Here is a 12,104-nt window from a genome sequence, read left to right on the forward strand (position 1 = left end):
TTTGGGTGTATCCGGTAAGCCTATCGGCGATCGACTCACCCGGTCGTTGCTTCGCTCGACCACCCTCTCTTCGCCTTCGGCGGAAAGAGGGACGCTTTTTTTATTTTAGCCCTCCCCCTCCGGGGAGGGTTGGGTGGGGTTTTATTGCAACAAATCGCTATCCGGAGCCTGTATAAAAACGCCCTCTTCTACTTTCACCGTTTTTTTGATGATCAAACGGTGCTGAGAAAGATCATATATATCAAATATAGACATTACGTGTACTTTGAGGTTATCGATAGATACCGGCGAGCCCATCTCTACATCATAAATATTTGTAGCTACGATATTACGGCCATCTACCAGGATAATCAATCCCGAACCAATAGCTTCCATTATATTGCCTTCAGTGATCAGCAAACCAGTATCCTCGCCCAAACCAATACCTAAAATGCCGGGATTAGTAGCTACGGCGTACATTAACCGGCCAATACGACCACGCTGTACAAAGTGTGTATCAACAATTACCGAGTCGATCAAACCCAAACCGGCAGTGATCTGCACTTCGCCTTTGATCAGGGCTTCATTACTTTGCCCACGGTATATCATGTGTGTGGAGGCCGCTGCCGCTCCCGCCGAAGTACCGGCTATCACAAAGTTTTCGTTCTGATAACGCCGCTTCAGGATCTGTAAAAATTCGGTGCCGCCAAAAATGGCTGTAAGCCTCAGTTGGTCGCCGCCACTAAACATCACCACATCGGCCTTGCGAATCCGGTCGAGATATTCAGGGTTACCGGCATCCTCCCGGCTTTTAATATGCAATACATTTACATTGGTTACATTCAGCTGCCCAAAAGCCTTCACATACTCATTGCCAACAAGCTCCGGGATCTGCGAGGCTGTGGTTATTACTTCAATTAATGAGCCTTCGTGTTTGTCAGATTCGGTAATAATTCGCTTTAAAATTCCCTGTTCAAAAAATTTAATATAGTCGGGCTGCATGATGTGCTCCTGGATGGTCACATTACTCCCCATGTCTACAGCGCCGCCTATAATGATTAGTTTTCCTTTCGGGACAGTCATAGTTCTTTTGTTTAGTTGCAGGGGTTGATTAGGCTATATCAGGCCGACCGAGTTAGCCTAAATTGGGCAATATGCCATAAATAACCATTTACTCCGTCAACTTTTTCACCTAATCAACCGGTTTTAAATACAAATTAAGATAAAAACCCCCACAAACGTAGGCTGTTGTGAACATTTAATGCTTTTTACCTTCAAAAGTTTTATTTACACTATTAAGTTTTATAGTTTTAGAGAAATTAAGCCGGCTTAAATTTTTGTAAACAAGGTATGAAGATCGAGAATATACAAGTGTTACGTGGACCAAATATTTGGAGCATCCGTCGTAAAAAATTAATACAAATGCGGCTTGACCTGCAGGAGATGGAGCATAAGCCCACCAACGAAATTGAGGGCTTTTATGACCGGCTGGAAAAACTGCTGCCCAGCCTGTACAGCCATCGCTGCTCGCCCGGCGTACCCGGTGGATTTTTTCAGCGGGTGGTAGCTGGTACCTGGATGGGCCATGTGATAGAGCATATCGCTTTGGAGATCCAGACCCTGGCAGGCATGGATACCGGCTTTGGCCGCACACGCGAAACCAAAACCAAAGGTGTATATAATGTAGTGTTTGCCTACCTGGAAGAAAAGGTGGGTGTTTTTGCAGCCGAATCGGCAGTCCGTATAGCCGAAGCCCTGATAGCAGGTGAAGATTATACCCTGCAATTGGAGGCCGATATACAGCAAATGCGCGAGATACGGGAGAATACCCGTCTGGGGCCGAGCACGGGTTCTATTGTAGAAGAAGCTATTGCCCGCGATATTCCCTGGATCAGGTTGAACAACCAATCGCTGGTTCAGTTGGGTTATGGCAAAAACCAGGTCCGTTTCCGGGCTACCATGACCGAAAAAACCAGCAGCATAGCTGTTGACATTGCCAGCAACAAGGACGAGACTAAACGTATGCTGCAGGAGCAGGCCATCCCTGTTGCCAAAGGCATCACCATATCCTCTTTGGAAGGCGTGGCCGAGGCGATACGAAAAATAGGTTTTCCATTGGTATTTAAGCCGCTTAACGGCAACCATGGTCGCGGAATCTCCATCAACATTAAAACCGAGGAAGACGCCATTGCCGCGTACCAGCATGCCGCCAAAATATCATACAAAGTAATTGTAGAACGTTTTGTTACGGGCTATGATTTCCGTGTACTGGTGATCGACAACAAAATGGTAGCAGCAGCCCTGCGCGATCCGGCCCATATTATAGGTGACGGATCACTCACCATACAGGAACTCATCGACAAAGAAAATGCCGACCCGCGCCGTGGTTACGGGCACGAGAAGGTTTTAACGCTTATCGACATTGACCGTGATACCCTCGACCTGCTGGAAAAGAAAGGTTATACACTGGAAACCGTACCAACCAAAGGCGAAAAGGTATTTGTAAAATCAACCGCTAACCTGAGCACCGGCGGCACCTCTGTCGATGTGACCGACCATGTGCATCCGCAAAATATTTTTATCTGCGAGCGTATCTCCAAAATTATTGGTCTGGATATATGTGGTATCGATATCATGGCCGAAAACCTGACCGAGCCGTTAACCGAAAATGGCGGTGTAGTACTGGAAGTAAATGCAGCGCCAGGCTTCCGGATGCACATTGCACCCAGCGAGGGCCTGCCTCGCAACGTAGCCGGCCATGTGCTGGATATGCTTTACCCTACCGGCAAATCGGCCCGAATTCCTATTATTGCTGTTACCGGTACTAATGGTAAAACCACTACCACGCGCCTCATTGCCCATATAGTAAAAAACAATGGTCATCGTGTTGGTTTTACCACTTCAGATGGCATTTACGTACAGAACAACATGATGCTGAAGGGCGATACCACCGGCCCGGTAAGCAGCGAATTTATATTACGCGACCCTACAGTTGATTTTGCCGTTTTGGAAACCGCCCGTGGCGGTATCCTGCGTTCGGGCCTGGGTTTTGGCTTTTGCGATATAGGTGTGGTGACCAACATCCAGGAAGACCATTTGGGACTGGCCGATATCCATTCCCTTGATGACCTGGCCCGTGTAAAAAGCGTAGTGCTCAATTCCGTTAAAAAAGATGGGTGGGGTGTTTTAAATGCCGATAACGAACATTGTGTACGCATTGGCAATAAGGCTGATTGTAACATCGCCTATTTCAGCTTAAACGAAAACAACCCCATCATTAAATCACATTGCCGTAAAGGTGGTATAGCCGCTATCTGCGAAAATGGTTTTATCACCATTCAAAAAGGTGATTGGAAGATCCGCGTACAGCGTACTATACTTATTCCTTTAACTTTTGGTGGCACCGTGCCTTTCATGATCGAGAACGTATTGGCTGCTACATTGGCCTCGTTTTTATGGGGATTCAAGACCGAGGATATCAAAATGTCATTGGAAACCTTTATCCCTTCTGCGGCACAAACGCCAGGCCGGATGAACATCTTTGAGTTTAAAGATTTCCGCTTTATGATCGATTTTGCGCACAATCCTGATGGCTATAACGGTATTAAAGCTTTTTTAAGTCATATCGATTCTCCGCTCAAAATAGGCATTATAGCCGGCACCGGCGACAGGCGTGATGACGACATCCGTGAGTTGGGCAAATTGTCAGCCGAGATGTTTGATTATATCATCCTGCGCCAGGAAAAACACCTGCGCGGCCGTACCGCCGAAAACATCATCGGTTTACTCAGAGAGGGCATCGAATCTGTTGATGCCAACAAGCCGGTAGAAGTAGTCCCCAAAGAAGTTGACGCGATAAAGCACGCCATGAGCCTGGCCAAACCCGGCACCTTCATTACCGCCCTGAGCGATGTGATAGATAACGCCATCGAAACCGTACAAAACTACCAGGAACAGGAACGGAATGGGCTGTTTAACGTGTAGAGCCACACCCTGCCCTCTCCAAAGGGGAGGGTTCTAATAGAACCTTGAAAGCCATTTTGTAAATAACAAAATGGCTTTTTTATAAAGTCCTCTCCTTTGGAGAGGATTTAGGTGAGGCTAAGTAATAATGCCACAATAACATACTGGCCACCGTGCGGTATGGCGCCCATTTTTCGGCTACAGCTATCAATTCTTCCCGTGTGGTTTCTTTGGGTAATGATTTTACTCTTTTCAGCGCATTTACCGCCGCCAGATCGCCTATGGGGAAAATATCGGCATGTTGCAGTACAAACATGAGGTATACATCGGCAGTCCAGTTGCCTATGCCTTTAAGGGCGGTTAATTTGGCCCGGATAACATCGTCAGGTAATTGTTCCAGTTCGGTCAGGTTGATCTGTCCGCTGATGATAGCCTCGGCCAGGTATTTGGTATACATGGTTTTTTGGCGGCTGAAATAACAGGCTTTAAATTCTTCGTCCGTTAAAAGCAATACCCTTGCCGGGGTGATCTCCTGTATGTACTCCCGCAATTTATTTAATGCTGATAAAGCGGATGCCAGCGAAACCTGTTGCTCCAGAATAATATGTACCAAAGTTTCAAAAGTATTGGGCCGCGACCATAAGGGCGGATAACCGTGCGCCTTGATGATATTGGCCAGGTCTGCATCAGCTTGCGCCAGTTTATCACAAATGGAATGGTAGTTAGAATGGTTAAACTGTTTTAACATAGGGATGTGGTGTATTAGATAGAAAGCGTGTCATTGCGAGCGCAGCGTGGCAATCCCTAACTTTACAGAGTAGTAATGCAAGTTGGCTCTACCTATCGGGGATTGCCACGCTGCGCTCGCAATGACGAATTGGATATAACGCCGATTAAATTACTAATTTTTTTAGGATTTAGCATTTAGTTTTCTGAATTTTACTTTATGAACAATCTGCCTCCTTTAGCCGAACGTATGCGCCCGGGATCGCTCGACGATTATGTGGGGCAAAAACATCTTGTAGGGCCGGGCGCGGTTTTACGTAAAGCCATTGAATCGGGCTCGCTGCCATCCATGTTATTCTGGGGACCTCCGGGGGTTGGTAAAACAACTCTGGCTTATATTATTTCGCAGTCATTATACCGGCCGTTTTTTTCTTTGAGCGCCATTAACTCAGGTGTAAAAGATGTACGTGAGGTGATCGAAAAAGCCTCGCAACTGAAAGAGCTGGGCGAAACATTACCTATACTGTTTATCGATGAGATCCACCGCTTTTCCAAATCACAGCAGGACTCGCTATTGGGCGCTGTGGAACGCGGTATCGTAACCCTTATTGGCGCCACTACAGAAAACCCATCGTTCGAAGTGATCTCGGCTTTGCTGTCGCGCTGCCAGGTATATATCCTGCAACCATTGGCCGAAGAAGACTTGCTTAACCTGCTGGACAAAGCCATGCAGGAGGATGTAGTATTAAAGGATAAAAAGATCGTCATTAAAGATCATGAGGCACTGCTCCGCCTTTCCGGCGGTGACGCCCGTAAGTTGCTCAATATATTCGAGCTGCTGGTAAATGCCTTTGATACACCCGAAATAGTTTTAACCGATGAAGTAGTATTGGAACATGTGCAGCAAAACATGGCCCTGTACGATAAAACCGGCGAACAGCATTATGACATTATTTCGGCCTTTATTAAATCTATGCGTGGTTCTGATCCTAACGGCGCGGTGTACTGGCTGGCCCGCATGATCGTAGGTGGCGAAGACCCCCTGTTTATTGCCCGGAGGATGCTTATCCTGGCCTCTGAAGACATAGGCAACGCCAATCCCAATGCACTCTTATTGGCACAAAGCTGTTTTGAGGCTGTTAATAAGATCGGTATGCCCGAATCGCAATTGATCTTATCGCAAACGGCTATTTATCTGGCTACGTCGGCCAAAAGTAATTCGGCTACAACGGCCATTGGGGCGGCTATAGCACTGGTGCGCCAAACCGGCGATCTGCCTGTACCGCTGCATTTGCGCAATGCGCCAACCAAATTCATGAAGAATATAGGCTATGGTAAAGACTATAAATACGCCCACAGCTACGAAGGCAATTTTACCGATCTTGATTTTTTACCCGATGCTATCCGCGGCACCCAGATCTATCAACCCGGCAACAATGCCAAAGAGAACGAATCAAAAGAAAAACTAAGAAAGCTCTGGGGCGACAGATATAAATATTAGTGATGAGAGAATTAAGAAATAAACGTCATGAATTAAGACAGGAGAAAAAGTTAAGCGTTTTTATTTTCACACTCTTGACTCTTATTTCTTGCCTCTAAAATATCTTGTTTCTTATTTTGTATATTGAGCCCAATCTTAACCTAATACTTTAAACAGCCCATGGTATCTACTTTCATCAGGCATGAACTAAAAGCTTTCTGGCGATCAAAAAACACAGGTAAGAGCATAGCCGTGCGCGTAGTGATGCTTTTTTTGATCGCTTACCTGTTTGGTTGCGTATTATTGGCAGGAATCGGCATGGATAAAATGCTCGAGTTTGCATTTCCTAATGAAGATCTGGTAAAATCCTTTTGCGGCATTCTTCTCATTTACTTTTTGGCCGATCTGCTAATGCGCCTGCAATTACAGGAGTTACCCACGCTTAGAGTACAGCCTTACTTGCACCTGCCTATCAAAAGAAACATACAGGTACGCTACCTGTCGGTTACTGCGGTACTATCCATGTTCAACCTGTGGCCGTTCTTATTATTTTTCCCCTTTATTTTTAAAATAATAGCAACAGACTCCGGACTTTTAGTAGCATTAGCTTTTGTTGTTGCCATTGTTGGTGTATCCGTTTTCAACAACTATCTGGCATTATATCTGAAAAGAAAGTCGAACCTTAATGGCTGGATATTCCTGATAGCCGCTGCCGTTCTAATATTGATCATCACTGCCGATTTTGCCTGGCACCTTTATTCGTTGCACAATATATCTTATGCGTTTTTTGGACGTCTGCTTACTGCTCCCGCGCTGTCACTGATCCCCGTGATACTGGGGATAGTGATGTATTATTTTAATTTTTTATACCTTAAACAAAATCTATACCTCGAAAAACTTACCGCCCACAAAGCCAGGCAATACAAAAGCAATACCGAAATTCCATTCCTCGCAAACTTTGGCACTATAGGCGATCTGGCTGCCAATGAAATTAAACTGGTACTACGCAATAAACGATCGCGGTCATCACTGATCATCGGTCTGTTTTTTATGTTTTACGGGCTCATATTTTATACCAATAAAAGTCTGGGCCAGGGATGGTTCCTTTTTGCCGGCATGTATATGACTGGGGCATTTATTATGAATTACGGGCAGTTTATGTTTGGCTGGCAGGCCTCCCATTTTGATGGCATCCTGGTGAGCAAAACAAGCTTTAGTGATTTCGTAAAAGCCAAATACCTGTTATTTACACTTGTATCTATCATTGCATTTTTACTCACAACTCCTTATGTTTATTTCGGGTGGCATATCCTGCTGGTACATTTTGTAATGTGTGTATGGAATATTGGAGTGACAACTACCATTGTACTGTTTTTTGCCAATCGCAATTATAAACGTATCGATCTGTCAAAAAGCGCTACCATGAACTGGGAGGGAGTTGGCGCTACACAGCTACTATTAACATTTCCGCTTATACTTACGCCGTATATTATTTATGCTCCATTTGCCGTTTTTAAACATCCCGATATCGGACTACTCTTACTGGCAATAATAGGATTGATAGCTATACTAACCCGTAATTATTGGATAAAACAACTGGAGGTCGACTATTACTCCAAAAGATACCAGATAGCCGAGGGCTTCAGAAATAAATAATATGATTGAGATAAAGAACTTAAAAAAAGTATATAACGACGTTACCGTTGTTGACATTCCGCACCTCAGTATAGCCAAAGGTGAAAGCGTTGGCCTGGTGGGTAATAATGGCGCGGGGAAAACCACCCTATTCCGGATGATACTTGACCTGATACTACCCGAAAGCGGTGAAATAACATCAAACGGCGAAGTAGTGGCAGGGCACGAAAACTGGAAATCCTACACGGCATCATACCTGGATGAAGGCTTTTTGATTGAATACCTTACTCCGGAAGAGTACCTGTATTTTATCGGCGGCCTACATCAGCAAAACCGTGCACAGGTGGATGAAACGCTGGCTGGTTTGGGCGATTTTTTCAATGGCGAGATATTAAACCGGGGCAAATACATTCGCGACCTGTCAAAAGGAAATCAATGTAAAGTTGGTGTGGCATCATGCCTGCTTCAAAATCCGCAATTATTAATGCTCGATGAACCTTTTGCGAATATCGACCCCAGCACACAGTTCAGGCTGAAAAATATGCTGAAGGACGCGAATAAGAATAAAGGTATTACCACCATTGTATCCAGTCATGATTTAAATCACATCACCGATGTGTGCGACCGGATCTTGTTGATGGAAAAAGGCGTGATCATTAAGGATATCGCCACCAATTCATCAACCCTAAACGAGCTGGAAAGCTATTTTGGGGTTGGACAAACGGTGGGATCTGCACCGGTTGTAGGTATTGACCAGGAAGAGAATCATTAGGAGGAGCTAAAAGCCGAAAGCATAAAGGCTTTTAGCTAAAAAAGGCCTGTCAGTCTGAGCTTGTCGAAGACTCGTGGGCAAAGGCCTCTACGAGCGCCCTTCGACAGGCTCAGGGTGACAGGCCCTAATATTTGATTGATAACAGCTTTAAGCCTTACTTTGAAGCCTCTGCCTTCTCCGCAAGCAAATCATTGGTCAGCTTCTCAAACTCGCTGATAAATTCGGTATAGTATTCGCCGGTGCCGGGGCCACTAAAACCGGTGTGAATCTTACGCACATCGCCGCTTTTGTCAATAATAATGGTTGTGGGAAAGCCTACTACTTTGGCCAGCATGGGCAGGCTTTTAGCCGTTTCGGCTTTGTTACTGGTGTAACCCGTTATCAGTAAGGGATAAGGCACATTGAAACGGCTTTTTACCTGTTGCAATGCTTTTTTTGACTTTTCAAAATCATTGGTACGTTCGTAAGCCAAACCGATAACCTCTACACCTTTGGCATGGAATTTTTTATAATAGTTTACCATAAAGGCGGTCTCATCCATACAGTTGGGGCACCAGGAACCTAATATCTGCACAATAACTACCTTATTTTTATAGCGGGCATCCTGTAGTGAAACTTCTTTGCCGTTCATATCCTTAAAGGTAAAATCTATTTTCTTATACCCCGGATTCAATGCGGTAAGGGAATAGGCATCGGGTAGTTTAGCATTAGCATCTTTCACCGCTGTCCATGATTGGGCCGACGCTACACTTACAAATTTACCTTCGGTTATAGTTTGCGCATCCTTAATAGTTGCGGTAAAAGTATAAGCATGTCCACCGTCAAAGCAGGAAAGATATAATTGATTACCCGATACCGATCCTTCCAGAAAACGATAGTCGCCTGTTGTGGTTAAAAAGGTACCGGTTAATTTGTTGCCGGTTTGCTTAAATTCGCCAACCGTAGTATCGGCCCGGTCACCCTCACCAATCACAGCAGACCATCGTCCGCTAATATCAAAGGCAGGCTTTTGGGGCGTTGCGGTAAAGCGCCATGATGTATTTGGCTCTGCCGAAAATTCGATCAAAGCATCCCGTTCGCCCAGGTGCCTTACCCAATTTCCTTTTAAATTACCGGCTTCCTGCTTCAGCTTAAATTCTGAATCGAATAGGGGCATGTGGATAAATACAGAATCGCCTTTGGTAACTACATCGGTTACTTTCAAGCGTTCGGTACTATTTAACACAAACAACTCTTGTTTGCCTGCATTATCTTTTACCTCAAAGTTGAAAGGTATATCTATACCCGACTTCGATTTAAGGGCACCACGCCATATGCCGGTTTTAAGTTTGGTTTGCGCGAATGATGCCTGTAAAATTAAAACGGGTATCAGTGTTGTAACGATGGATCTATAGTTCATCTTTAAAATAGTCTACTAAGTTGATATACTTTGTCAAAAGTATAAAAACTGGCAGCTATTTCAAAACTATTTACCTGTGGGGGACTATAGCGTATGAAAAGATATGACAAATAAGTAACGCTCAAAAAAAGAATGTCACCCTGAGCTCCGTCGAAGGGTAGAGCGCGGAGGCCTACCCACCATGCTTCGACGACGTTACTAATGACGCGTGGCCCTCGTGTCATTGCGAGGAACGACGAAGCAATCGCGAACAATGCAAGACGGCCTTGTATTCTACGAGATTGCCACGCTGCGCTCGCAAATGACATATTCTTTATAAATAATAAGGCACTACTTCAAAACTTCGCGTGAAATTACAATCCGCTGTATTTCTGATGTCCCTTCATATATCTGGGTGATCTTGGCATCGCGCATCAATCGTTCTACGTGGTATTCTTTCACAAAACCATATCCGCCGTGTATCTGCACAGCTTCTACTGTAGTGCGCATAGCCACTTCTGATGCAAAAAGCTTGGCCATGGAGCCTGCCTGGGTATATGATTTGCCATGATCTTTTAACCAGGCCGCTTTAAGGCATAGTAAACGGGCGGCTTCAATCTCTGTAGCCATATCGGCCAGTTTAAATTGGATGGCCTGCAAATCGGCAATGGTTTTACCAAAGGCTTTACGCTCCTTGGCGTATTGAACAGCCAGTTCATGAGCGCCAGAGGCTATTCCCAACGCCTGCGCGGCAATACCGATACGGCCGCCTTCTAAAGTGCTCATGGCAAACTTAAACCCGAAGCCTTCATCGCCAATACGGTTTTCTTTAGGCACTTTTACATCGGTAAACATAAGAGAGTGCGTATCAGACCCACGGATACCCATCTTATTTTCTTTGGGCCCAATCGTAAAACCTTCCATGCCTTTCTCAATAATAAGGACATTGATGCCATGATGCTTTTTAGCGGCATCTGTTTGGGCCATTACAATGTAAGTTGATGCAGAATTTCCGTTGGTGATCCAGTTTTTGGTGCCGTTAACCAGGTAATGGTCGCCCATATCAATGGCGGTAGTGCGTTGCGAGGTGGCATCTGAGCCTGCTTCCGGTTCCGAAAGACAGAACGCGCCTATCACCTCGCCTTTGGCTAATGGTACCAGGTATTTTTGTTTCTGAGCTTCGGAACCATATTTTTCCAGGCCATAGCAAACCAGCGAATTATTGACAGAAACTACTACCGATGCCGATGCATCAACTTTGGATAGTTCTTCCATCACCAGCACATAAGATATAGCATCCATACCGCTTCCCCCATATTGTGGCGAAACCATCATTCCCAAAAAACCAAGTTCCCCCAGTTTTTTTACCTGCTCGGCCGGAAATTTTTGGTGCTCGTCGCGTTCTATCACTCCCGGCTTTAATTCTGTTTGTGCAAAATCGCGGGCCGCCTGGCGAATCATTAATTGTTCTTCTGTAAATTCGAAATGCATGATATTTAAAAAAATAAATATAGTAATTACTATGCACGCATAGCAAATTTATTACATAAAAAAAGAGAGCTTTTTTCAAAGCTCCCTTTCCCCTAATTAATTTAAACTATTGATTAAACCCAAAACAAAGAACAAAAAATCTCAACTTGGGCGTCTGAGAATTCAAAAAAAGTTTTTCATTGGTAGATGATTTTTTAATTTTTTCACAGATCAAATGCAGGGCGAGTTGTACTAAACAATTTTGTTGCCACAATTTTTTATTTTCCCTAACTTAAACGTCAGTAAATATTTGTTCCGACATATATTATTATCAATATTTTTACGCAATTTTAAATACTTATAGTTATTTATTTTTTTATAAGAGTAATTTCCCAATCTACAATCCAAGCCGACACCATCTATGCTACTTACTGATTTTGAATACCTTAACAATTCTGACGAAGCTTTTAAGAAAAAAGTAGCGCTGCAAATCAAAAACCTGAGAAGGCAGAATCAGGTAACCCAGGAAAAATTCTTTACCGAAACAAACATCAATATTGCCCGCTTAGAATCCGGAAAAATTGATATCAGGCTGGACACATTAAGGAAGGTTTGTTACTATTTTGATGTTTCATTGGCAGGTTTTTTTCAAGGCATTTATTAAACAGGTATTTTTTTTATTAAATTGCTATTTCAAATTC

General features: G+C 44.2%; 9 protein-coding genes. 5 read left to right on the forward strand and 4 right to left on the reverse strand.

Annotated features, from left to right (window positions below; genetic code table 11):
- Nucleotides 1-141: 141 nt before the first annotated feature.
- On the reverse strand, nucleotides 142-1,062 hold the full coding sequence (locus tag ACNURT_RS01300) for a cyanophycinase (RefSeq protein WP_419700200.1): 921 nt from the start codon (nucleotides 1,060-1,062) through the stop codon (nucleotides 142-144).
- 267 nt (nucleotides 1,063-1,329) lie between these two features.
- Between ACNURT_RS01300 and cphA the strand changes: the two genes are divergently transcribed.
- Nucleotides 1,330-3,963 (forward strand): cyanophycin synthetase, encoded by a 2,634-nt coding sequence (gene cphA, locus ACNURT_RS01305; RefSeq protein WP_419700201.1) that lies wholly within the window; start codon nucleotides 1,330-1,332, stop codon nucleotides 3,961-3,963.
- 79 nt (nucleotides 3,964-4,042) lie between these two features.
- Here cphA and ACNURT_RS01310 read toward each other — a convergent pair whose 3' ends face one another.
- A complete protein-coding gene (locus ACNURT_RS01310; protein ID WP_419700202.1) occupies nucleotides 4,043-4,690 on the reverse strand; it encodes a DNA-3-methyladenine glycosylase family protein in 648 nt (215 codons plus the stop codon).
- 198 nt (nucleotides 4,691-4,888) lie between these two features.
- On the opposite strand from ACNURT_RS01310, the gene ACNURT_RS01315 reads away from it, so the two are divergent.
- From ACNURT_RS01315 to ACNURT_RS01325, 3 genes are all read left to right on the forward strand, one after another.
- Nucleotides 4,889-6,169 (forward strand): replication-associated recombination protein A, encoded by a 1,281-nt coding sequence (locus ACNURT_RS01315; RefSeq protein WP_419700203.1) that lies wholly within the window; start codon nucleotides 4,889-4,891, stop codon nucleotides 6,167-6,169.
- Between the two features lie 159 nt (nucleotides 6,170-6,328).
- A complete protein-coding gene (locus ACNURT_RS01320; protein WP_419700204.1) occupies nucleotides 6,329-7,804 on the forward strand; it encodes a DUF5687 family protein in 1,476 nt (491 codons plus the stop codon).
- A gap of 1 nt (nucleotide 7,805) precedes the next feature.
- On the forward strand, nucleotides 7,806-8,555 hold the full coding sequence (locus ACNURT_RS01325; RefSeq protein ID WP_419700205.1) for an ABC transporter ATP-binding protein: 750 nt from the start codon (nucleotides 7,806-7,808) through the stop codon (nucleotides 8,553-8,555).
- A 154-nt stretch (nucleotides 8,556-8,709) separates the two neighbouring features.
- On the opposite strand, the gene ACNURT_RS01330 is transcribed toward ACNURT_RS01325, so the two are convergent.
- Complete coding sequence (locus ACNURT_RS01330; RefSeq protein WP_419700206.1) at nucleotides 8,710-9,954, reverse strand: peroxiredoxin family protein; 1,245 nt, start codon at nucleotides 9,952-9,954, stop codon at nucleotides 8,710-8,712.
- A 330-nt stretch (nucleotides 9,955-10,284) separates the two neighbouring features.
- Nucleotides 10,285-11,424: an acyl-CoA dehydrogenase gene (locus tag ACNURT_RS01335; protein ID WP_419700207.1), complete on the reverse strand. Its 1,140-nt coding sequence runs from the start codon at nucleotides 11,422-11,424 to the stop codon at nucleotides 10,285-10,287.
- A 400-nt stretch (nucleotides 11,425-11,824) separates the two neighbouring features.
- Here ACNURT_RS01335 and ACNURT_RS01340 point away from each other — a divergent pair, with 400 nt between their 5' ends.
- Entirely contained in the window at nucleotides 11,825-12,067 is a 243-nt protein-coding gene (locus tag ACNURT_RS01340; protein WP_076373966.1) for a helix-turn-helix domain-containing protein, read from the forward strand.
- The last annotated feature ends 37 nt before the right edge of the window (nucleotides 12,068-12,104 follow it).

This window comes from Mucilaginibacter sp. NFX135, assembly GCF_048565145.1.
Classification (GTDB): Bacteria; Bacteroidota; Bacteroidia; order Sphingobacteriales; family Sphingobacteriaceae; genus Mucilaginibacter.

Coding starts and splice junctions, on each gene's coding strand:
- ACNURT_RS01300 (WP_419700200.1), bottom strand. CDS start 1,062: ATGACTGTCCCGAAAGGAAAACTAATCATTATAGGCGGCGCTGTAGAC.
- cphA (WP_419700201.1), top strand. CDS start 1,330: ATGAAGATCGAGAATATACAAGTGTTACGTGGACCAAATATTTGGAGC.
- ACNURT_RS01310 (WP_419700202.1), bottom strand. CDS start 4,690: ATGTTAAAACAGTTTAACCATTCTAACTACCATTCCATTTGTGATAAA.
- ACNURT_RS01315 (WP_419700203.1), top strand. CDS start 4,889: ATGAACAATCTGCCTCCTTTAGCCGAACGTATGCGCCCGGGATCGCTC.
- ACNURT_RS01320 (WP_419700204.1), top strand. CDS start 6,329: ATGGTATCTACTTTCATCAGGCATGAACTAAAAGCTTTCTGGCGATCA.
- ACNURT_RS01325 (WP_419700205.1), top strand. CDS start 7,806: ATGATTGAGATAAAGAACTTAAAAAAAGTATATAACGACGTTACCGTT.
- ACNURT_RS01330 (WP_419700206.1), bottom strand. CDS start 9,954: ATGAACTATAGATCCATCGTTACAACACTGATACCCGTTTTAATTTTA.
- ACNURT_RS01335 (WP_419700207.1), bottom strand. CDS start 11,424: ATGCATTTCGAATTTACAGAAGAACAATTAATGATTCGCCAGGCGGCC.
- ACNURT_RS01340 (WP_076373966.1), top strand. CDS start 11,825: ATGCTACTTACTGATTTTGAATACCTTAACAATTCTGACGAAGCTTTT.